At 69.6% G+C, this 20,466-nt stretch carries 20 protein-coding genes; 13 read left to right on the forward strand and 7 right to left on the reverse strand.

The genetic code is table 11. The features are described from left to right. Positions 1-63 precede the first annotated feature (63 nt). On the forward strand, positions 64-1,131 hold the full coding sequence (hemE, locus tag ACWDOP_RS09200) for a uroporphyrinogen decarboxylase (RefSeq protein WP_456344640.1): 1,068 nt from the start codon (positions 64-66) through the stop codon (positions 1,129-1,131). Between the two features lie 33 nt (positions 1,132-1,164). On the opposite strand, the gene ACWDOP_RS09205 is transcribed toward hemE, so the two are convergent. Further along, positions 1,165-1,524: a hypothetical protein gene (locus tag ACWDOP_RS09205; protein WP_456344641.1), complete on the reverse strand. Its 360-nt coding sequence runs from the start codon at positions 1,522-1,524 to the stop codon at positions 1,165-1,167. Positions 1,525-1,868: 344 nt separating this feature from the next. Here ACWDOP_RS09205 and ACWDOP_RS09210 point away from each other — a divergent pair, with 344 nt between their 5' ends. The 5 genes from ACWDOP_RS09210 to ACWDOP_RS09230 all read left to right on the forward strand — a co-directional run bounded on the left by ACWDOP_RS09210 (position 1,869) and on the right by ACWDOP_RS09230 (position 8,879). Next, positions 1,869-2,888 carry a helix-turn-helix domain-containing protein gene (locus ACWDOP_RS09210; RefSeq protein WP_456344642.1) on the forward strand — a complete coding sequence of 340 codons (1,020 nt, stop codon included), beginning with the start codon at positions 1,869-1,871 and terminating at the stop codon, positions 2,886-2,888. After that, the gene (locus ACWDOP_RS09215) at positions 2,885-4,255 is read left to right on the forward strand and encodes a pyridoxal phosphate-dependent aminotransferase (protein ID WP_456344643.1); all 1,371 of its coding nucleotides are present in this window, start codon (positions 2,885-2,887) and stop codon (positions 4,253-4,255) included. The genes ACWDOP_RS09210 and ACWDOP_RS09215 overlap by 4 nt, the downstream gene beginning before the upstream one ends. Then, positions 4,252-5,259, forward strand: coding sequence for a hypothetical protein (locus ACWDOP_RS09220; RefSeq protein ID WP_456344644.1), 1,008 nt, complete (start codon positions 4,252-4,254; stop codon positions 5,257-5,259). Before ACWDOP_RS09215 ends, ACWDOP_RS09220 begins: the two co-directional genes overlap by 4 nt. A 63-nt stretch (positions 5,260-5,322) precedes the next feature. Beyond that, positions 5,323-6,825: a DUF222 domain-containing protein gene (locus tag ACWDOP_RS09225; protein WP_456344645.1), complete on the forward strand. Its 1,503-nt coding sequence runs from the start codon at positions 5,323-5,325 to the stop codon at positions 6,823-6,825. 707 nt (positions 6,826-7,532) lie between these two features. After that, a complete protein-coding gene (locus ACWDOP_RS09230) occupies positions 7,533-8,879 on the forward strand; it encodes a protoporphyrinogen oxidase (protein WP_456344646.1) in 1,347 nt (448 codons plus the stop codon). Between the two features lie 131 nt (positions 8,880-9,010). Here ACWDOP_RS09230 and ACWDOP_RS09235 read toward each other — a convergent pair whose 3' ends face one another. Next, the gene (locus ACWDOP_RS09235) at positions 9,011-9,949 is read right to left on the reverse strand and encodes a threonine/serine dehydratase (protein WP_456344647.1); all 939 of its coding nucleotides are present in this window, start codon (positions 9,947-9,949) and stop codon (positions 9,011-9,013) included. A gap of 123 nt (positions 9,950-10,072) precedes the next feature. On the opposite strand from ACWDOP_RS09235, the gene ACWDOP_RS09240 reads away from it, so the two are divergent. From ACWDOP_RS09240 to hemQ, 4 genes are all read left to right on the forward strand, one after another. Continuing rightward, on the forward strand, positions 10,073-10,732 hold the full coding sequence (locus ACWDOP_RS09240; RefSeq protein WP_456344648.1) for a TetR/AcrR family transcriptional regulator C-terminal domain-containing protein: 660 nt from the start codon (positions 10,073-10,075) through the stop codon (positions 10,730-10,732). 70 nt (positions 10,733-10,802) lie between these two features. Then, positions 10,803-11,108: a hypothetical protein gene (locus ACWDOP_RS09245; RefSeq protein ID WP_456344649.1), complete on the forward strand. Its 306-nt coding sequence runs from the start codon at positions 10,803-10,805 to the stop codon at positions 11,106-11,108. Continuing rightward, positions 11,105-11,482, forward strand: coding sequence for a hypothetical protein (locus tag ACWDOP_RS09250; protein WP_456344650.1), 378 nt, complete (start codon positions 11,105-11,107; stop codon positions 11,480-11,482). Before ACWDOP_RS09245 ends, ACWDOP_RS09250 begins: the two co-directional genes overlap by 4 nt. A 22-nt stretch (positions 11,483-11,504) precedes the next feature. Further along, on the forward strand, positions 11,505-12,200 hold the full coding sequence (gene hemQ / locus ACWDOP_RS09255) for a hydrogen peroxide-dependent heme synthase (RefSeq protein ID WP_456344651.1): 696 nt from the start codon (positions 11,505-11,507) through the stop codon (positions 12,198-12,200). Between the two features lie 240 nt (positions 12,201-12,440). Here hemQ and ACWDOP_RS09260 read toward each other — a convergent pair whose 3' ends face one another. Then, positions 12,441-13,400 (reverse strand): DUF1152 domain-containing protein, encoded by a 960-nt coding sequence (locus tag ACWDOP_RS09260; RefSeq protein WP_454202266.1) that lies wholly within the window; start codon positions 13,398-13,400, stop codon positions 12,441-12,443. Positions 13,401-13,594: 194 nt separating this feature from the next. Here ACWDOP_RS09260 and ACWDOP_RS09265 point away from each other — a divergent pair, with 194 nt between their 5' ends. The 3 genes from ACWDOP_RS09265 to ACWDOP_RS09275 all read left to right on the forward strand — a co-directional run bounded on the left by ACWDOP_RS09265 (position 13,595) and on the right by ACWDOP_RS09275 (position 17,266). Further along, positions 13,595-14,578, forward strand: a complete 984-nt coding sequence (locus ACWDOP_RS09265) for an SGNH/GDSL hydrolase family protein (RefSeq protein WP_454201961.1) — start codon at positions 13,595-13,597, stop codon at positions 14,576-14,578. Positions 14,579-14,631: 53 nt separating this feature from the next. Then, on the forward strand, positions 14,632-16,164 hold the full coding sequence (locus ACWDOP_RS09270) for a glycosyltransferase family 39 protein (RefSeq protein ID WP_456344652.1): 1,533 nt from the start codon (positions 14,632-14,634) through the stop codon (positions 16,162-16,164). A 115-nt stretch (positions 16,165-16,279) separates the two neighbouring features. Beyond that, positions 16,280-17,266 (forward strand): SGNH/GDSL hydrolase family protein, encoded by a 987-nt coding sequence (locus ACWDOP_RS09275; protein WP_456344653.1) that lies wholly within the window; start codon positions 16,280-16,282, stop codon positions 17,264-17,266. Here the strand turns inward: ACWDOP_RS09275 and ACWDOP_RS09280 are convergent. The 4 genes from ACWDOP_RS09280 to ACWDOP_RS09295 all read right to left on the reverse strand — a co-directional run bounded on the left by ACWDOP_RS09280 (position 17,263) and on the right by ACWDOP_RS09295 (position 20,403). Next, positions 17,263-18,234 carry a cytochrome c oxidase assembly protein gene (locus tag ACWDOP_RS09280; protein WP_456344654.1) on the reverse strand — a complete coding sequence of 324 codons (972 nt, stop codon included), beginning with the start codon at positions 18,232-18,234 and terminating at the stop codon, positions 17,263-17,265. The genes ACWDOP_RS09275 and ACWDOP_RS09280 overlap by 4 nt on opposite strands. After that, positions 18,215-18,940, reverse strand: a complete 726-nt coding sequence (locus ACWDOP_RS09285) for a DsbA family protein (RefSeq protein WP_456344655.1) — start codon at positions 18,938-18,940, stop codon at positions 18,215-18,217. The genes ACWDOP_RS09280 and ACWDOP_RS09285 overlap by 20 nt, the downstream gene beginning before the upstream one ends. A gap of 227 nt (positions 18,941-19,167) precedes the next feature. Next, positions 19,168-19,614: a hypothetical protein gene (locus tag ACWDOP_RS09290; RefSeq protein WP_456344656.1), complete on the reverse strand. Its 447-nt coding sequence runs from the start codon at positions 19,612-19,614 to the stop codon at positions 19,168-19,170. Positions 19,615-19,662: 48 nt separating this feature from the next. Further along, positions 19,663-20,403, reverse strand: coding sequence for a TetR/AcrR family transcriptional regulator (locus tag ACWDOP_RS09295; protein WP_454201966.1), 741 nt, complete (start codon positions 20,401-20,403; stop codon positions 19,663-19,665). Between the last annotated feature and the right edge of the window lie 63 nt (positions 20,404-20,466).

Consider the following 20,466-nt stretch of genomic DNA (forward strand, 5'->3'; position numbering starts at 1 on the left):
GTAGACCTCTCGGGTGCGGTGTAGTGAGAGGCGCGCCGCCCGGGGCCTTTACGATGGGCTGCGATGAGCACTCACAGCCGCCGCCAGTTGCCCGATGCCCCCCTTCTCGTCGCCGCGTCCGGTGGCGTTCCGCATCGGCGTCCGGTGTGGTTCATGCGCCAGGCCGGACGGTCGCTCCCGGAGTACCGCGAGCTCCGTAAGGGCGTGGGCATGCTCGAGTCCTGCTTCGATCCGGAGCTGGTGTGCGAGATCACCATGCAGCCGATCCGCCGCCACGACGTGGACGCGGCAATCCTGTTCTCCGACATCGTGGTTCCGCTCAAGGCCGCCGGGATCGATCTCGACATCGTGGCCGGCGTCGGCCCGGTGGTGGCGAACCCGGTGCGGACCGTCGCCGATGTGCGCGCGCTGCCGCGCCTGCGCGCGGAGGAGGTCGGCGCGGTGACCGCCGGTATCGGCCTGCTGCTGGACGCGCTGGACCGGACCCCGCTGATCGGCTTCGCCGGTGCCCCCTTCACCCTGGCCTCGTACCTGGTCGAGGGCGGCCCGAGCAAGAATCACGAGCGCACCAAGGCGATGATGCTCGGCGATCCCGAGACCTGGCATCAGCTGCTCGGCGTGCTGACCGACATCACCATCGAGTTCCTGCAGGCGCAGATCGCGGCCGGCGTGGACGCGGTGCAGCTGTTCGACTCCTGGGCGGGCGCGCTGACCCTGGCCCAGTACCGCGAGTACGTGATGCCGCATTCGGAGCGCGTGTTCGCCGAGGTCGCGTCGGCCGGCATCCCGCGCATCCACTTCGGCGTGGGCACCGGCGAGCTGCTGGGCGCGATGGGCGAGGCGGGCGCCGACGTGGTCGGCGTGGACTGGCGCGTCCCCCTGACCGAGGCGGTCCGCCGCGTCGGCCCGGGAAAAGCCTTGCAGGGCAACCTCGATCCCGCGGTGCTGTTCGCCGGTTCGTCCGCCATCGAGTCCGAGGTGCGCCGGATCGTGCACGAGGCCGACGAGGCGATCGCGCTCGGCGCGAAGGGCCACATCTTCAACCTCGGCCACGGTGTGCTCCCGAACACCGATCCGGAGGTCATCACCGCGACGGTGAAGTTGATCCACAGCCTGCCGTCGCCCCTCTGACAACGGTTTTCGCGGCGCGGTGCGCCCGGGCGGTCACCAGGCCGCCGGGGCGACCGCGCCGTGCCGGTGCGTGTGGCCGACGCGGAGGCCGCGCGGCCCGCGCTGCGCGTCGCGCTGCAGGACGCGCAGCGCCAGGCGTTCGACGACCTCCCGGAGCGTCATGCCCAGTTCTCCGGCGCGGGCCTCGGCCAGCGCCAGGGCGAAGTCGGGGTCGGCGAGCGCGGGGTCGCTGAGCACCTCGTCCAGGACCATCCCGCTGATCGCGGCGTGCCGGGTCAGCCGGCGTTCGGGCAGCCAGCTCAGCATCCACACGTGGTCGGATGCCGAAATCTGCCAGGCGATTTCGGGCGTGATGTCGCTGGTGACCAGCCCCGGTGAGAATGTGAGTGCCATGCGAAGCGCCTCCTTGCGTGCCCCGGGCCTCGCTGCGCGGCCCTGATACCATCATGCGTTGCGCTGCCACTTGGTGATAGAAACTAAGCACAAAGTTCCCGGGTTGATGCATACCCAAACATTCTTGTCCGAACCCTTGAGATGAACGAGGTTGTGCGGTAACGGCACTCGTCGGCCGGAACCGTTGCGTTCGATGGGCAGGGATCGCGGCCCCGGGTAGCTACATCTCCGCAGCTCACGAGTTATCGGCGAGTTTCGACGTGCGGATGATATTCAAATGCTTAGACTCTGTCCCAGCGTGGCACTGGTCGCATCATGCACACGACACGAATGGGAGAAGCGCTATGTCCGACTCGCCCGCGGGTGAGGAGCAGATCGGCCAGGTCATCCGCCGGCTACGCAAGGAGCGCGGGCTGACCCAGGCCGACCTCGCGGCCGGGGTCGGCCGTTCACGCAGTCTCATCCAGCAGATCGAGAACGGCACCCGCATCCCCCCGCAGGACGTGCGCGAGCATCTGAGTTCGCTACTGGGCGAGGCGCTCTCGGCCCCCGGCGCACAGGACACCGATCGGGCGTCCAACGAGCTGCGCATGCAGTTCAACGTGCTGCTCGGCAAGGACCCCGTCGCGGTCGCGCGCGCCATGGCGATCGCGCAGAACCTCATCGACGCCGCCGCGATTCCCGAGCCGTACGTTCCACTGCGCGAGATCGCCGAGCGTCAGCTGGAACAGGCCGAAGAGGTGCTGCAGCAGGTGCCCTCGGGCAATGCGCAGGTGCGCGAGTGGAATACGGTGCACGACTGGCTCACCGTGCTGCGCCGCGCGCGCACGTCGGTGCGCGCCATCCAGACCGCCGACCTCGGGACCATCACCGGCGATGTCGGCGACGAGTACCTGCAGGAGATCGTGCGCCTGGCACAGGCCGGGGTCTCGGTGCGGCGGCTCTACGTGGTCGACGCCATCGAGGACGTGTTCGCCTACGGCATCGGCCTGTGGCGCCAGGCGCAGGCCGGCGTCGACGCGAGCCTGGTCGATCGCCGCTTCGCGCCGAACGCGCCGAGCATGCTGGTCGTCGACGACGGGTACGTGGTCCGAGGCGACTACGACTTCTCCCGCCGCGAACGCAGCGCGACCCGCTTCTCCGCGCTCAAGCACGACATCCAGTTCGCGATCCGGGGATTCGACAAGCTGGCCGGCTTCCGGGCGTCCGGCAAGCTGGTCGATATCAACGACATCGTGCGCCTGCCGGAGCTGGCCGTGTATCAGCAGCTGGACGAGAAGGGGCAGGGTCTGTTCCGCGCGGCGTTGCGCCGGGCCTGGGAGCAGGCAGGTTCGGATTCCGAGCACGGCGGTGCCGGCCGGTGATCGAACCCATCGCCGCGTCGTCCGCCCTGGACGCCCGCGCGCTCGAGTTCCTCGGCGCGCGATCCCGGATCTCCGGCCTGTCGCACGTCTATCGCGGAGTCATCGACGCCTACCACGGTGAGACCGGCCTGCGCCTGGATCCGTCCGCCGCGCGGGCGCTGGACACCGCGTGGCACGAGATCATGACCGGCGACCACGGCCCCGAGTACCGCGACCGCGATCTGTACGACAAGCATCAGCCGCTGATCCTGCGAAACCTGGCCGCCGAGCGGCTCTTCCAGCGGCTGAGCGCCCCCGGCCGGGGCCTGCCCGGGGTGCGGGTCGATCCCGGTGAGGTGATCGTCTCCCCGTACTCGAGCACGGTTCTGCTGGAGGAGGCGCTGGCGACCCTGGCCCGCCCCGGCGGTGTGCTGGTGTGCCCCGAGGGCTACTACAAGAACGCGGAGTCCCACGTCGCCAAGTTCGGCATGCGCATGGTGTCGAGCCCCGCGACCGCGGACGACAGATTCGCCATCGATCCCGTGGCGCTGGAGCGCTGCCTGGATCTGCATGCGCGCCAGGGGAATCTGTGCGGCGTCCTGCTCACTCTGCCCGGCAATCCCGTCCTGACCGAGTACACGTCCGACGAGCTGATCGCGATCGGCCGGGTACTCGCGTCCGCCCGGGTTCCGGTGATCTGCGACATGTCCTTCGATCTGCTGAGCGCCACCCACGTGCCGATAGCGGCGCTGACGGTCCCGACTCCCGGCGGTCCCGTCCGCCTGTACGACAGGGTCCTGACCATCACCGGAAACTCGAAGGCGTTCAACGCCTTCGGTCCCTGCAAACTCGGCGCGGCCTGCACCGGCGACAGCGAGTGGCTGGCCCGGATCGAGGCGCGGCTGCGGGTGTCGTTCCAGCGCGAGAGCACGCACCTCGTCCGCGCGGTGCTCGAACACACCACCCCCGAGTACCTCGCCGCGAACCGAGACCTGTTGCGCCGCCGCGTCGAACACGCCCGCGACCTGGTGGCGGGCATCAACGCCCGCGCCGGCAGCACCCTGCTCCGGCCGCTCGGCAGTGCCGACGGCATGTTCCTGACGGTGGAATTCGCACCTGGGCCGCTGAATTCGGCCCGGGTGCGCACGAGCGCGGAGCTGGAACGGCTGCTGCTCACCGAGGCCGGGATCGAGTGCGTAGCCCTGTACCGCACCGGTTCCTCCCGCCTCGGCGTCCGCTTCAACGTGGTCGCGCCGCGCCCGGGTCCCGGCCTGGAGTCGCCGGACCTGGTCGGCGAGCTCTTCGATCGCCTCGAAGGGCTGCTCCAGCGGGTGACGACCGGCCGCGCACACACGGTGCCGGAGCGCCGGATACCCGTTCCCGCATGATCGTCGGGGTCCTCCGGGAGACGGCGGCACGCGAGTCGCGGGTCGCCCTCACTCCGCCGGACGTGCACGCGCTGACGGCCGGGGGAATGGGTGTCGTCGTGGAGCGCTGTGCCGGGGAGTCCGCCGGATTCGCTGATGCGGAGTACGTCGCCGCCGGTGGGATTACGGCCCCGGACCCCGCGCGCGTCGTCGACAGCTGTGACGTGATCGCCTGGGTGAAACCACCCGCGTACGACCTGCATTCGATGCCACTGCGCCCGGGCCAGATGGTGGTGGGCTTCCAGGATCCGGTGCGCCGCCGCGATCACATCGAACGGTTGTGGGCCGGGGGAGTGGAATCGCTTGCCTTCGAGCTCATCTCCGACCCGCTGGGCCGGGATCCGCTGTCGGCGATGAGCAGAATCGCGGGCGCGGTGGCCTACCGCGAAGGCCGTGCCCTGGCTCGAGAACAAGGCGACGGTTCGTTCACCACGGTCGTGGTCGGCTGTGGTCAGGCCGGACTCGCCGCCGTTGCCGAGTCCGCTCGGCACGGTGACCGGACGGTGGCGGCCGGCTCCCGGCTGGTGCAGGGACCTCACGCGCTCGAGCGCGGTGCGGGCGAATTTCAGCTGGCGGCAGATCCGGAGGCGGTCGCCGATCTGCTGGCCCGTGTTTCCCCGGCCCTGATCGTCACGGCCGCCGGACGCGGCACACTGGCGCCGCTGCTGGTGGGCCACAAGGCTCTCACCCGCGTGCGGCCCGGAACCATCGTCGTCGATCTCGCCGGAAAAGCGGGCGGAAACTGCGCCGCTACGGTCTGTGACAAGACGTATGTCTCTACCAACGGGGTTGTCGTAGTGCACCGTTCGAATTTTCCTGCTGAGCTGCCACGAGTTGCGAGTAAGGCTTTCGGGAGTGCGACTGTCAGAGTTCTGCTGGGGCTGGACGAATTTCGTGGGGCGGTCGTGATGAACGGTCATTATTCCTGCGCGAGTAGTTCAGATAAGAGCAGTTCGATTGTCTGAATAGTCCTGTATCCCAATGGAATTGGGCTATTCATGCTTGCTATGAAGGCGTAGAATAGAGGTATGGATTCGGGAGAGGTACCCACAATCGCGCAGAGTGCCGACGCACTCGCCGCCGCGGTGGAGAACCTGCTCGAATTGCCGATGTACTCATTGGGTGACGGCGAGTTCACCGAGTTCCTGCAGAAGCTCGAAATCAGCTTCCGCAAACTCGAGGCCGTGAAACAGCGGTGCGCACTCGAAGCCGGGGCACGTAACCTGCCCTCCAAGGCCGGCGTGAAGAGCCCGATCCTGTTCCTGCAGCAAACTTTGCGACTGTCGTACGCCGAGGCCGCCGCCCGTGTTCGTAACGCTGATCTGCTGTCGACAGTGTCGGTGGGTTCGAGTACTCGCCCGCCGGTGCTGCCGCTCGTGGCCGCAGCGCAACGGGCCGGGCAGGTCTCGGCCGATCACATCAAGGCCATCGACGATGCGATGAAGCAGATCCCCGACGCCGCCGGTCCGGAAGTCAAGGACTACGCCGAACAGCACCTGTCCTCTTATGCCCGCCAAGTCGACCCGAAGGGCGTGACCAAGCTCGGTGTCCGGCTCCTGGCGCACATCGACCCGGATGGTCGCCTGATCGAGGGCAGGGACCAGCAGCGAGTCCGGGGCATCAAGATCGGGCATCAGCGCATCGACGGCATGTATCCGATCTCGGGTTTCCTGACCCCGCAGTTGGGTGCGGTGATGATCCCGATGTTCGAGAAATTCGGCCGCCCGGGCATGTGCAACCCGGATGACCCCGAAAGCCCGTGGACCACCGCTGAACTCGGTCTCGATACCGAACTCGACGACGGCGACGACACCGGTGATGACGCCAAGGCCGATGATGCTTCGCTGACCCCGGCCGAGCGTGCCCGTGCCGCGGCTCGTGCGAAGCTGCGCGCGGCCGCCAAGCGCGATCACCGGACCGCCGATCAGCGCAATCACGACGCACTGCTTGTGTTCATGCGCCCGGACATGGGACCTACGAAGCTGGGATCGCATCGCGGGCTGCCGGTCTCGACGATCATCACCATGAGCATCGAGGACCTCGAGCGCCGCGCCGGGGTCGCGACAACCGCGACCGGCGGGACGATGTCGATCACCCAGGCGCTCGAGGTGTCCAAGAATTGCACCCCGTACCTGCTGGTGGTCGACCGCAACGGCCGACCACTCCATCTGTCCCGGGGACAACGCCTTGCCAACCCCGCCCAGCGCCTGGCGCTCACCGCCACCGAGCGGGGATGCACTCGCCCGGGATGCGACGCGCCAGCGAGCCGCTCGGCCGTGCACCACATCCGAGAATGGTCCGATGGCGGCGAAACGGACATCGAGAACCTGACCTTCGCGTGCGATGCCTGCCACGCGCAGGTCAATACCGGCCCGAACGGGTGGGAAACGGTTGTGATGGATGAGGATTCGGAGAATCCGGGCAAGACGGGCTGGATTCCTCCACCACACATCGACCGAGCTCGTAGGCCACGTGTGAATTTCCGTCATCATCCTCGGATACCGGGTATCCCTGCCCGGTGGCGCTGCTAACGCAGCGGCAGACAGATGAAGACGCGAACCGTGTTCACGCCCGTGGCCTTCGTAGCCCAATCCGACACTCGACCCGCCATTTCCAGCGGGGTTCGGGAGAGCGGGACAAAGATCATGCGGCAGTGCTGGTCACTTCGCCTGCCGTACCCGGCCGTCGCTCCCCAGCTGGCAGCGTCTTCACCCTCCCAGCCTGGCAGACTGGCCGTGGGAACTTTCTCGAGCCTTACCGACAAAGACTCGTCATCATCGAATTCGGGTTATGTCCCAGGCGGTGATTGCCTTGTCCGGTACAGGCTTTCGGAACTCGGCCACGCATCCAATGGCTTCGATCCCATCTATCAGCCCGGTAGGGCTGGCACCGCAGTCGAGGCACCCAACAGGCCCCGGCTGGTACTCCGTTATCCAGGCGTCCTTTCGCCGGTAGGTCACCCAACCGCCGCCGAGTCTCCCAACGTGCCCCCGCTGTTACTCCGTTTTCTAGTCGTCTTTCCTGCGGTAGGGCTCCCAACCGCAGTCGAGTTCCCAACGCGCCGACGCTGGTTCTCCGTTATCGAGGCGTCCTCCCCAATCAGGCACCCAACCGCAGCCATAGCTCTGAAACGCGCGTCCGCTGGAACTCCGTTGCCCACCGACTCCCACACCCCCGAATTCACCCCGACCCTCCCGGAGTAGTTTCGAACCCACCCCCCACCCCGAGGAGCCCCCCGATGCGCATCGCGATAGTAGGCACCGGAATCACCGGCCTCACCGCCGCCTACCGCCTGCGCACCATCCTCGGCCCCGCCCCCGAACTACTCCTGATCGAGCGCCGCGACCGCATAGGCGGCATCCTGCACACCGCCGACATCGAGGGCGATCCCGTGGATCTGGGAGCCGAGGCATTCGTCGGCCGCCGCCCGGAAATTCCCACCTTGATGCGCGAGCTGGGAATCGAGGACCAGCTCGTCTACCCCGCCGGCCGCCGCCCCCTGGTCTGGTCCGGCGGGCGGGCTCATCAGCTGCCCGCGGCCACGCTGATGGGCATTCCCGCGACCGCGGAGGCGGTGGCGGGTCTGGTCGACGCCGAGACCGTCGCGCGTATAGCCGCCGAATCGGACAGGCCCCTCGAGTGGCAGCCGGGTGCGGATATCTCCGTCGGCGCCCTGGTGGCCGATCGATTCGGCGAACAGGTGGTGCGCCGCAGTGTCGATCCGCTGCTCGGCGGCGTCTACGCGGGTACCGCCGATTCGATCGGCGTGCGGGCCGCGCTCCCGACGCTGGCCGCCGCGCTGGATGCCGGCGCGAGCAGTCTCACGCGGGCGGTGGCCGATGCGCTTCCCCCGCCCTCCACCACTCCGGTTTTCGGCGGTATCCGCGATGGCTACCGCGTACTCCTGGAGGCCCTGCGCGCGGCCGCGGATGCGAAGGTCGAAATCCACACCGAGGCAATCGGTCTCACTCGGACCTCCACGGGCTGGCAGCTGGATCCGGTGGGCGCGGTGGATGCGGTGATCCTCGCCACTCCCGCTCCCGTCACCGCCGCGCTGCTGCGTGCGGTCGCTCCCGAGGCGGCGGATCTCGCGGGCGGCATCGAGCTGTCGTCGTCGGCCGTTGTCGCCCTGGCGCTGCCGCGCGAGACCGAACTGCCCGAGAATTCCGGCATTCTGGTGGCCACCGATGAATCGTTGAGCGCCAAGGCTTTCACCCTCTCCAGCCGCAAATGGCCGCATTTGGCGCAGCGCGATGTCGCCCTGGTGCGGGCGTCGTTCGGCCGCTTCGGCGAGGATGTGACGCTGTCCCGCTCGGATGCCGATCTGATCGCCGCCGCCGTGGCCGATCTCACCACCGTGACCGGCGCGGTCATCGCGCCTCTGAGCGCGGTGGTGCAGCGCTGGCCCGGCGGACTGCCCCAGTACGCTCCCGGTCACACGCGGCGGATCGCCGATTTGCGCACCGCCACTGCCGGACTGGCCGGTCTGGCGCTGGCCGGCTCGTATCTGGACGGGGTGGGTGTGCCCGCGTGCGCGGCCTCCGGCGCTGCCGCCGCCGATCGCATCGCCGCGCATCTGGGCTGAGGTCATCCGGCGGTTCGAATCCCGCGTCGTAGACGCACTGCGCCGAACCGCCGGCGTGCGCCCGTCCGGCTTGCTGTAGTCCAGCGGCACAACCACATTCGCGCACTGCGCCCCGGCCTCGTTCGCGACCCCTACGACAGGTCGCCGGTATCGGTGTTGCCACCGCACAGCACGATGGCGATGCGCTCGTTCGCCGCGGGCACGTACGCCCCCGACAGCACCGCCGCCAGTGCCGTGCCCGCCGCGTGCTCGACCGCGAGCCGGTATGTGTTCCACAGGGTTCGGCGTGCGGCGATGATCTGCTCGTCGCTCACCAGCACCGATCGGATGTCCGCCGCGCGCGCGGCCGCGAGGGCGAGTTCGGAGGTGCGGCGTGCGCCGAGGGAGTCGGCCGCTATCGAATCGACGGTCACGTCGACCGGATGGCCCACCGCCAGTGCGGCATTGAAGGCCCGGCAGTTCTCCGGCTCGGCGGCGATGACACGAATGCCGTGGTGCGCGGCCGCAGTGGCCACGCCGGCGAGCAGTCCGCCGCCGCCGACCGCGATGACGATGGTGTCGAGATCCGGTATCTGGTCGATGATTTCGTCCAGCAGTGTGCCCGCTCCCGCCGCGATGTACGGGTCGTCGTACGCGTGGGAGCGCAGTGCGCCGGAAACCGCCGCGTACCGTTCGCATTCCGCTGCCGCGTCGGCGTAGGAATCGCCGCCGGTGAGGACCTGCGCTCCGAGTTCGCGCAGGCGCGCCACCTTCACCGCCGGTGCGGTGGCGGGCAGGAAGACGGTGGCGGCGGAATCCACCTTGCGCGCGGCCCACGCGCACGCCACTCCGGCATTGCCGCCGGAGGCGATGGTCACGCCCGTGCGGGGCAGTGCGCCCGATTCCCGGTGTGCCAGTGTGAAGTTCAGCGCACCCCGGGCCTTGAAGCTGCCCCCGTGCTGCAGCTGTTCGAGTGCGAGCCAGATCTGGCCGATGTCACCGCCCGAATCCATGGGTGCGAGCAGTACCGGGCGGATGTGGCCGGAGATGCGATCGGCGGCCGCTTTCACGTCGGCGTAGGTCGGTTGCACTGCGTGTCCTTCACGGGTCGGTCGGGATAAGCGCTCCGAGGGTTGCGCGGTTCCGTTGTGCGGACACACGACTGGCCCCGGACCGATGCACTGAATAGTTACACTGTAACTTACGCTGGTTGCATGCCCAGGACCTCGAAGTCGCTCGAAGAGGCAACGCCGGAAGCCATCGCCCGCGCCGGGCTGGCGATCATCGAGGCGCGCGGGGCCGCGCAGCTCAGTTTCCGGTCCATCGCGGCGTATCTGCACGTGTCGCACACCACGGTGGTGCGGCGCGGCGGCGGTGATTTCTCGGGTCTACTGGATCTGCTCGCCGATCATCTGGCCGAGGGTCTGCCGGAGCTCGATCCCCAAGCCGGTACCTGGTCCGAGCGCACCGAAGCGCGTTTCACGGCCTGGCACGATCTGCTCGCCGCGCGCCCCGGGCTGGTGCTGCTGCGCGGAACCCGGCCGCTGCTGGGCCCGCGCCTGCTCGCCCGCCTGTCCGAACCGCAACTGGCCGATAATCTCTCGATCGGCCTGCCCATGCCCGCTGCCCTGCGCGCCTATCACCAGCTGTACCTGTACACCCTCGGCTGTGCGGCCCTGGTGGAGTTGCACGATGCGAAAGCCGTTCGCCTGCGCACTCGTTCGGCGCTGGCGGCGTTGGATCCCGAGGAGTTTCCGCTGCTCTCGGGCAATCTGGACGGGGTGATGGCGGCGATCACCGATGCGAGCGTGTTTCGCGACGGTCTGCGCCGGCTCATCGATTCCTGGGCGGCCCAGGCCGGTGACACGGCGTGAACGCCGGTGTGCCGGTGTGCGATATCAGGCAGTATCGCGGGCGATGACGACCGCGGGGGAGGAGAGACGAATGGTGTCCGAGGCGCTCGAACGCTCGCCGCGCTGGGAGGTGCTGCGCGATCGCACGGTGTGGACGGTGGCGACGATGAGCTTTCCGGTGGTCTTCGCTGCGCTGACGGTCGTGCTGGTGACCTGTGAATTGATCGCGGAACGCTCCGGTGTGAGCGCCGCCGGGGCCGTCCGGCCCGCGTTGCTGCTGGGCGCCGCTGTGCTGGCCGGCCTGCTGTATCGGTTCGGTGGTTCCGCCGTTCGCGGGCTGGCCGTGGCACTCGCCGTGGACGTGCTCGTCCTCGCGCAGTGGGTGCTGTTCGAATGACCGCGCCGGCCTCTCCGTCCTGGTTCGGTCCCGCCGGTTTCCTGAGCGCGATCGTCGCCTTCGAGCTCTACTGGCGCAATGCCGAGCACCTGGGCGTGCCCTTCAGCGTGGATCCGGTCTGGCTCCTGGGCCAGATCGGAGTTCCCCTCGTGCTCATGGCTTTCCGAGGTCTGCCCCGGCAGCTCGGCTTCGGCCTGCTCGTCGGCTGGCTCGGGCACCTGCTGGTGATCGGCCTGCTCATGGCCGGTGGCGGGATCCTGGCCTTCGCCCCGCCGACGACCGCGCCGCCGTTTCTGCTCGCGCTGGTCGCGGTGGTGCCGATGCTGATCCTGGCGGCGCTCTGTCTGGTATGGGACCGCCGCCGACGGCGCTGAACCGCGATGGCACGATGGGGGCATGGCGCGACTCGACTACAAAGCCCTCAACGACACCATCCGCTACCTCATGTTCTCGGTGTTCCAGGTGGAGCCCGGTGTGCTGGGTGATGATCGGACGGCCGCCATCAAGGAGGCGCGCGAGTTCTTCGATTCCCTCGATGAGCGCGGTGTGGTGGTGCGCGGTCTCTACGATGTCGCGGGCATGCGCGCCGATGCCGATTTCATGATCTGGTGGCACGCGGAGAAGATCGAGGAGATTCAGGCCGCCTACGCGGACTTCCGCCGGGTGACCGAGTTGGGCCGGGCCAGCAATCCGGTGTGGAGCAATGCCGCGCTGCATCGCCCCGCCGAATTCAACAAGAGCCATGTGCCGGCGTTCCTGGCGGGCGAGGAGCCGGGCAATTACATCTGCGTCTACCCGTTCGTGCGCTCCTACGAGTGGTACCTGCTGCCCGATGAGGAGCGGCGCAAGATGCTCGCCGATCACGGCAAGGCCGCGCGCGGTTACCCCGATGTCCGCGCCAACACCGTGGCCTCGTTCGCCCTCGGCGACTACGAGTGGCTGCTGGCCTTCGAGGCGCCCGAGCTGCACCGCATCGTGGATCTGATGCGCGATCTGCGCGCCACCGAGGCCCGCCTGCACGTCCGCGAGGAGATTCCCTTCTTCACCGGCCCGCGCGTGGAGGTCGAGCAGCTCGTCGCCGCGCTGCCGTGAAGTAGCCCGCGCTCCCGCCCCTTTCGCGGCCCGGCCATCGAAATAGGCCGGGCCGCCCCATTTTCCGCACTCTCGCCCGGTAGCCCGCCGCTGCCCGAGGAATTCGGGGCATGCGCCCCCGGCCTCCCACCCCATAGTCTGCTGCCGGACTCGATCTCCCCGCGGCGGCATCGGCCGTGGCAGGGCCGGTTACCGAGGGGTGCCGCCGCGGGGAGATCGAGCGGTGGCCGGATACGCCCGTCAGTGCGGGATGGGCCCCGCCGGCCGCGGCGCGGGCCGCCCGCTCAGGTGCGCTTCGATGATGCGCACCACCTCGTGCATCTTCTCCGTGCCCTCCAACATCGGCAGATACTCGACCGTCTCGGCGAGCGCGGGCAGGTCGACCGCCAGATACAGGGCCATCAGCGGATTCACGAACAGTTCGGATCCGCCGGTGCGCCCGGTGGCGTGCACGTCCCCGAATTCCCCGCGGATGGCCGCCGCGATCTGCGAGTGCACGATGCTCGGCCGCAGCGGCGTCGCCGCCAGCGCGTGTTCGACCGCGTCGCAGTACGCCGCGCCCTCGACGCTGTCCGGCGATACCGAGAGCGCGCCGAGGAAGGCGTTGCGCCGCTGCAGCGCCGCGAGATTCTCGAGCACGTGGGCATGGCACACACCGTGATACGAGTCGATGCCGAAGCCGATCGACACCACGAGCCGGTTCACCCCGTCCAGCCCCGCCACCGCCGCGAGGCTGGTCATGTCCTCGTGCGGGGTGCCGAGCCCGGCCTCGTCGCCGCGCAGCAGGATGTCGGTGCCCCCATCGATCAGCACGACGGCGTCGATGCCGAGCTGCTCGATCAGGGCGGCGTAGGCCGAACGCAGCGGGCGCACTCCGGATTTGGGGAACGCGTGGACCACGGCGTCGCGGCCGGTGCTCGCCAGCCAGCGGGCGAGGGTGCGTTCGGGGAAGTAGTCGTCGTTGCCGACGGCGTCGGGTGTGATGGCGGCGACCCCGGGCGCGAGCCAGTCCTCGAGCCGCGTGCGGCGCAGGTCGCTGAAGGACAGATTCGCCAGGTGCACCCGCCTGCCCTGTGCGCTCAGCGCGATCGCCAGCGGTAATCCGCCGTAGACGTCGAACCCGCCGCCCGCGCCGGCGATCAGGATCGTCGACGCGTCGCGCAGGCGGGTGAACAGGGGTGGTTCGGCCAACCGGAACATGGTCACGTCCCTCATGGTGCCTGGGAAAGACGATCGCCGCCGGGGCGATCCGCGCCCGGTCGAAAGGATCGGGGCACCGGGACGAGGTAGCCCCCATTTCCTGGGTGAAGTGCATTATTTTCAAAGATTCGAGGTGGTGTGCCGGGACGCGCTAGGGTGCGTGCGGCAAGTTGCGTTGGTGAGAGGTAAGTCTGATGTTCGGCATCGGTAAACGGTGGTTGTGCGCCGCCGTTGCTCTGCTCGCGGTCACGGTGCCGAATGCGGGTGTGGGCCGGGCGGATCCGGCCCCCGAGGGAAAGACGCTCGTGGTGCTCGGCGACTCGTACGCCGCCAACCCCGCCTGCGACGCGGTACTGGTCAAGTGCGTCGATCCGGAGAAGACCGGGCTGGCCTCGTGCCTGCGCGGCCCCACCTCCTGGCCGGTCGAACTCGCCGCGCGGCTACGGCTCGGCGCCGAGGACTTCACGAACAACTCGTGCTCGGGATCGTCGATCGACACCGGCCCGACCACCTCGACCGGGGAAGAGGTCCGCGGCCGCGACGGCTACACCCTGGCCCAGCAGACCCTGAACGCCGCGCAGAGCGGATCCTTCGGGTCGCGGACCGCGGTGGTCGCCATCCAGATGGGGTTCAACGACTCCTGGCCGCGTGACGCCACCCTCGCCCCCGCCGCGAACATGGTGTTCACCTGCGTCTTCAACGTCGTCCAGGGCTGCGACGAGAACGCGGTCGCCGAGGGCCGCTGGCCCGACCCGGACGCGGTCAACGGCGCCGCCTACGCCGACCGGATTCGCAAGGTCGTCGACTTCGTGAAGTACTACGCGCCCAACGCCCAGGTGCTGCTGGTCGGCTACCCCGAGGTGCTGGCCGAGAGCGACACCGCCTGGTGCTTCGACGCCTTCGGCGCCGTGCGCTGGGTCCAGCCGCAGGCGCGCGCGATGGTCGAGTTCTGGAACCGGCTGCAGTCGGCCCAGCGCGACGCCGCCGCCCTGCTCGGCATCGGCTTCGTGGACGTGCTCCAGGCGACCGCGGGCCACGGCCTGTGCTCGGCGGACCCGTGGTACACCAACTACCTCGATCCGCGAAGCACCCTGTCCGGGTTGCCCTTCCATCCCACCCCGCCCGGCGACGCCGCCGTGGCCACCGCGGTGCACGACCAGATCACCCGGACCCGCTGACGGTCCGCACCCGCACGACGGTGAATACCGCCGTGCGCTCTCCCGGAGATTCGATGACGCTCACCCACACCGCAACACCGGCACCGGCCGTCGCGCCGCCACGTTTCGCCTGGCGCGGGGTCCTGCTGGTATCCGGTGTGCTCACGCTGATCTGGTCGGTCTCCGCGGCCCGCTTCCAGTACGCGGGCGACGAGCTGTACTACCTGGCCTGCGGACGGCGGCTCGCGGTCAGCTACGCCGACAACGGCCCGCTGGTTCCGCTGATCGCGCGACTGTGCGATCTCATCGCGCCCGGTTCGGAATTCGTGCTGCGGATACCGGGTCTGGCCATGCTCGTGGTCGCCTCGACCCTCGCGGGCGCGGTGGCCTACGAACTCGGGGCCCGGCCCCGCCTGCAGCTGCTCGCCGCGGCGGGCTTCGGCGCCTCCCCGATGGTCTTCGCCTTCACCGTGCTGACCAGCGTCTCGTTCGACATCGCCCTGCAGGCCCTGATCCTGTGGCTGGTGATCCGCTGGGTGCGGGTGCGCCGGGATCGGCTGCTGCTCGCCGCCGGGGTGGCCGCGGCGATCGACGTCCAGGACAAGTGGCTCGTGCTGCTGCTGGCCGCCTGCGTCGGCGCCGGCGTCCTGGCCGCCGGGCCGCGCGAGATCCTCGCCCGTCCCGCCCTGTGGCTCGGCCTGCTCATCGGCGCCGCGTCCATGACACCCGCGCTGGTGTGGCAGGCCACCCACGACTGGCCGCAGCTGGCCACCAATTCCGCCATCGCACAGGAGAACAGCGCGACGGTGGCGACGGTGGTCGCGATCATGGTGACCACCGGATTCCTCGGCGGCGGGCTGGGCCTGCTCGGTCTCTACGGCCTCGCCCGGGTTCCGGACCTGCGGCCGTACCGCTTCCTGCTCGTCACCATCGCGCTCATGCTCGTGCTGGTGGTCGCCGCGCACGGCCGGTCCTACTACGTGGCCGGGCTGCTGCCCGCGCTGTTCGGGGCCGGCGCGGCGACGCTGTCCGGTCTGCTCGGAACCGCGGGCGCGCGGGCGATCTGGCGGCGGACCTTCACCACCCTGACCGTGCTCGCCGCCGCCCTGACCGCGTTCGTGGCGCTGCTGCCCTTCCCGCGCAGCTGGATCGTCGAACCGCCCACCCCGCCGCTGGGCGCGCTGCAGCACTACGGCAACGACTACTGGTCCGACCTGGCCGACGCGGTATCGGAGGTGACCGCGACCCTGCCCGCCGACGGCACCGTGCTCGTCGCCTCGTCCTACGGGCAGGCCGGCGCCCTCGATCACTACGGGCAATCCGGCCGTCTCCCACCGGTGTACAGCCCGCACCGCGGCTTCGCCGGATTCGGCCCGCCCCCGGAATCGACCCGCACGTTCGTCTACGTCGGGCACGAGACCGGGCGCGAGCAGCGCGAGTTTCTGGCCGCCTTCACCGACACCACGCTCGCGCGCCGGGTGCACGATCCCCTGGGCATCGGCGGGCAGAATTTCGGCATGGCGATCTGGATCTGCCGCGGCCCGCGGGTACCCATGTCCGAGGCCTGGCCCGAGCTGACCTATATGGTTGCTCCACCGACACTGTAAACACCGGTGCCGGTGCGACATTCATCGCTGTCGCCTCTTCGCCACGCCCCGGGGGGTGTACGCGGGTGGGCCTGGTAATCGAGGACTTGCATTGATCACTTTCAGGACGCGGGGCGTGCGATCGCGCCGGTTCGGACCGGCCGTCGCCGTCGCGCTGCTCGCCGCGACGGTCTCGATGGGCTCGATGGGCGCCGCGCACGCCGACCCCGTCGCCGAGGAGGGCCGCGCGCTGGTGGTGCTCGGTGATTCGTTCGCCGCCAACCCGGCCTGCGACGGGGTGCTGGTGAAATGCGAGGGCGACAAGAACGCCTCCGCGTACGGCTGCTCGCACCGCGACACCTCGTGGCCGGTGCAGCTGAGCGCGCTGATGGGCGTCGCCGGAACCCCGGATTTCGAGAACGCCACCTGCACCAACGCCTCCATCGACACCGGACCGGTGACCTCCACCGGCGAGGAGCTGCCGGGCCGCGACGGATACACGCTGTCGCAGTTGGCGATCAAGGCCGCCGCGAACGGCGCGTTCGGCCCGCGCACCCGCCTGGTCGCCCTGCAACTCGGCGCCAACGACGCGTGGCCGCGCGACTCGGCCACCGCCGCCGACGCGCCGACCCAGCTGATGTGCGCGTTCAACATGGAGCAGGGCTGCGACGTCGATACCGCCGCCGCCCAGGAGCGCTGGCCCCGGCTGGACGCGATCACCGGGCAGGCCTACGCCGAACGCGTCCGCAAGGTCGTGGACTACGTGAAGTACTTCGCGCCCAACGCCAAGATCCAGCTCGTCGGCTATCCCGAACTGGCCCCGGCCGATTCGACCACCTGGTGCCTGGACGTGGCTGGCGTCGCCCGGTACGTGCAGCCGCGCGCCGGCGCCATCGACGAGTTCTGGAACCGGCTCGACGCCGCCGAACGCGAAGCGGCGCGGCTGCTCTCGATCGACTTCGTCGACGCCCGCGCGGCGACCGCCGGCCACGGCCTGTGCTCGGCCGACCCCTGGCTGCTGGGCGTGCTCGACCCGAAGGTGAACATGGTCGGTCTGCCGTTCCACCCGTCGCCGCGCGGCGACGCCGCGGTGGCGGCCGCGGCGTTCGCCGGCATCGGCTAGATCGCCCGCCCCGCCCCGCGCCGCAATCCGTCGAGATAGGCGTTGTACGCGCGCAACTCGTCGTCGGCGTACTTCTCGGCGATCGTGTTCTCCCGCACCTCGTCCCGCCGCCAGCGCACGGCGAACACGATCACCACGATCAGCGCGACGGGTTCGCCGTACGACCAGGCGAGCCCGCCCGCGAACTTCTGATCGGCGAGCACGTCCAGGTTCCAGGCCGCGGGCGGATCGGTGAACAGCCCGATCATCGGCGCCGGGGCCATCATGAGGATGACGCCGATGAACACGTGCAGCGGCATCTCCACGAACAGATCGAAGAAGCGCCCCAGGTTGGTCTGGCGCACCGGCAGCGGACCGGTGGACAGCACCGGCACCACGAACAGGATCCCGCTCGCCAGGAAGAACACCTGCAGCAGCAGGTGCCCGGCGAACGAGGTGCCCAGCACGTCCAGCACACCGGTCAGATAGACCCCGTAGTAGCTGATCAGGAACACCGGGATCGTCACCGCCGGGTGCAACAGCACCCGGGCGGCCCGGGTGCGCAGCCCGCCCAGCGCCAGCGCGAGGACCGTCCGCCCCACGCCTCGCCGCGGGGTGGCCCGCAGCAGCAGGACACCGGGGGAGCCCCAGACCAGCAAGGGCGGCACCACCATGGACAGCGTCAGATGCTGGAACATGAAGGCGCTGAACACCTTGTACCCGTAGCCCTCGATCCCGAGCCCGGTGACCAGGGCCAGTACGGCACACCCGATGAGGAAACACGCCGTCCGCCACCACGCCCACGGTCGTCGCACCACCCGGCGCAACCGCGCCACCCCGAGCAGGTAGATTGCCGCCGCCACGAACGCGAGGATCGGCAACACCGGCAGCGGCTGCGGATCCCACGCCAGCATCGTTCCGAACGACGGTGGCGCCGAGGGCACGTCGAATCCGGCGAACGCCAGGGCGCTACTCGGCGAGTGCGGCATCGATGGCGCCGGTGAAGTCTGCGGCGGTGCGCGGGCGCAGCTGGACCCCGTCCAGGAAGAAGGTCGGCGTGCCGCGCACCCCGAGCGCGCGGCCGTCCTCGAAGTCCTGCCGCACGCGTTCCAGGGTGGCGGGCGCGTTGTAGTCTGCCTCCCAGCGCGCGATGTCCAGGCCGAGTTCCTGTGCGAAGAGCCGGAATTCGTCGTCCTTGGCCACGCGCTGCTCGCCCCACCGCGCCTGGTTCCGGTACATGGCCTTGTACATGCCCTCGAACGCGCCCTGCGCGGCCGCGGCCTCCACGGCGCGGGCCGCGCGCTCGGCGTTGACGTGCGAGGGGATCGGGAAGTAGCGCACGACGAAGTTCACCCGCCCCGCGTACTTGGTGCGCAGATCCTCCACGAGCGGGAAGGCGGCCGCGCAGGCCTCGCATTCGAAGTCGAGGAACTCCACCAGCGTCACCGCGCCCGGTACGGCGGCCCCGAGCCGATGGCTGTTCTCGCGCACCAGCGGACCGGCCGCGACGGCCTCGACGGCGGGCAGGTCCGCCGGCTTCTTCTCGTACCGGACCGAGACGATGATCACGGTCGCCACGCAGAGGACGGCGACGATGACCGCCGCGATCATCGGGTTCCGGGTGCGCCGGGCGCCTGCTTGCGTTTGGGGAGAGTTGTTTTCGCGCTGGGGCGAGCGGGCTGGTTTGTCTGACACGGGTCTTCCTCACGGGTGAATTCCGAGATGCGGAAAGGAGGTGAGGGTGGCGCCGGTGTCCGGGCACGCACGAATCGGCACGGATCACCGCCGCGGACGGAGCACCGCGGCGGCGGTACGGCACTGCACACCGCGATCGCGGCGCGACGGATTCGCGTGCGGGCACGCCGAATTCGCGGGGCCGGGCGGCGGCTCACCCTCGGGAAGGTGGGGGAGTGCCGTGCTCTCTACGTGCGCAGCACGCAGAGCATGGCCAGGCTGTACGCCCGGCGTGGGTGATGGACGGCCCGGATGTCCGGTCCCGCGCGCACCGGAGCGGACAGCGCCCAGGTGTGACCGGTCCTGCGGGCCAGCAGCGCCAGCGCGGCGATCAGCACGGCCACGCACCACGCGGCGAGCTCGACCGGCACGTCGAAATCCGGTGCGGGCGACTCGATGTCGAGCGCGCCGACGGCGGCCTCGAAAAGATCGGCACCGCTCGGCGCCGGTGCGGCGTCGAGACCGGAACCCGGGTCGGCGGTCCCGTGCGCGAGTGCGTGCGCCGCCGCGGTCCCCGCCTGATCCAGGCAGGGCGAACTCTGCAGCAGCGCCAGCCCGATCAGCGCGGCCAGGACGGCGAGCACGCGCGCGAGCCCGGCTCGCGCGCTCGTCCCGCGACCTCGGCTGCTGCGCACGGCCCCAGGGTAATCGGTGCGCCGGCGGCCGCCACCCGGGGTGCGGCGCTACCGGGGGTGACCGTCCACGTACGCCTGCAATCCGTCCAGGATGCGCCGCAGGCCGAAGGTGAAATGGTCGAAGGACCCGAAGGCGTCCTCGGACAGTCCCGCCATCGTGGGATAGTTCCCGGTCGCCATGGCCCGTTCGATGTAGGGGACCTGCGCGGTCCAGAACTCGTCGTCGGTCATGCCGGATTTGCGTTCGGCGTCGCGCTGGTACATCTGGCTGCGGGCCGCGCCGACCACGTAGTTGTCGATCATGGTGATCGCCGCGATCAGTTCGGGGTCGGGCAGGCCCATCGGCGTCAGCCGGGACACGACGCGTTCGAGGCTCTCGATCGCGCTGGGGCCCAGCACCGGTCGCGTCTGGTTGACCTGAATGAGCCACGGGTGCTCGCGATAGAGCGCGAGCGTGCCGTGCGCCAGCGCCTCGAGCGCGTCCCGCCAGCCCTCGCCGAGGAATTCGGGATCGTAGGGGCGCTGGACGCGGTCCAGCATGAGGTCCAGCAGTTCGGCCTTGCCCGGTACGTAGCGGTAGAGCGACATCGCGCCCTTCCCGAGTTCGGTCGCGACCCGTCGCATCGTGACCGCCTCCAGCCCTTCGGCATCGGCGACGTCTATCGCGGCCTCGACGATGCGGTCGAGGGTCAGGCCGGGTTTGGGCCCGCGACTGGGTCGCGGCCCGGAATCCCAGAGCAAATCGAGGGTGCGGCTCAGGTCGCCGCTACCGCTGGCCTCGGTCGTCATGGGCTTCAGCTTAATCGGTTGGCAGAGAACTGGGTACGTTGTACTCTAAATCGGGTACAACGT

It is taken from the genome of Nocardia sp. NPDC003693 (assembly GCF_053981095.1).

Excerpts from the sequence above, each read along its gene's own strand:
- ACWDOP_RS09260 (WP_454202266.1), bottom strand. The coding sequence starts at position 13,400 with ATGTTCCGGTTGGCCGAACCACCCCTGTTCACCCGCCTGCGCGACGCG.
- ACWDOP_RS09240 (WP_456344648.1), top strand. The coding sequence starts at position 10,073 with ATGCCCAGGACCTCGAAGTCGCTCGAAGAGGCAACGCCGGAAGCCATC.
- ACWDOP_RS09265 (WP_454201961.1), top strand. The coding sequence starts at position 13,595 with ATGTTCGGCATCGGTAAACGGTGGTTGTGCGCCGCCGTTGCTCTGCTC.
- ACWDOP_RS09230 (WP_456344646.1), top strand. The coding sequence starts at position 7,533 with ATGCGCATCGCGATAGTAGGCACCGGAATCACCGGCCTCACCGCCGCC.
- ACWDOP_RS09280 (WP_456344654.1), bottom strand. The coding sequence starts at position 18,234 with ATGCCGCACTCGCCGAGTAGCGCCCTGGCGTTCGCCGGATTCGACGTG.
- ACWDOP_RS09295 (WP_454201966.1), bottom strand. The coding sequence starts at position 20,403 with ATGACGACCGAGGCCAGCGGTAGCGGCGACCTGAGCCGCACCCTCGAT.
- hemE (WP_456344640.1), top strand. The coding sequence starts at position 64 with ATGAGCACTCACAGCCGCCGCCAGTTGCCCGATGCCCCCCTTCTCGTC.
- hemQ (WP_456344651.1), top strand. The coding sequence starts at position 11,505 with ATGGCGCGACTCGACTACAAAGCCCTCAACGACACCATCCGCTACCTC.
- ACWDOP_RS09220 (WP_456344644.1), top strand. The coding sequence starts at position 4,252 with ATGATCGTCGGGGTCCTCCGGGAGACGGCGGCACGCGAGTCGCGGGTC.
- ACWDOP_RS09205 (WP_456344641.1), bottom strand. The coding sequence starts at position 1,524 with ATGGCACTCACATTCTCACCGGGGCTGGTCACCAGCGACATCACGCCC.
- ACWDOP_RS09245 (WP_456344649.1), top strand. The coding sequence starts at position 10,803 with ATGGTGTCCGAGGCGCTCGAACGCTCGCCGCGCTGGGAGGTGCTGCGC.
- ACWDOP_RS09225 (WP_456344645.1), top strand. The coding sequence starts at position 5,323 with ATGGATTCGGGAGAGGTACCCACAATCGCGCAGAGTGCCGACGCACTC.
- ACWDOP_RS09270 (WP_456344652.1), top strand. The coding sequence starts at position 14,632 with ATGACGCTCACCCACACCGCAACACCGGCACCGGCCGTCGCGCCGCCA.
- ACWDOP_RS09210 (WP_456344642.1), top strand. The coding sequence starts at position 1,869 with ATGTCCGACTCGCCCGCGGGTGAGGAGCAGATCGGCCAGGTCATCCGC.
- ACWDOP_RS09250 (WP_456344650.1), top strand. The coding sequence starts at position 11,105 with ATGACCGCGCCGGCCTCTCCGTCCTGGTTCGGTCCCGCCGGTTTCCTG.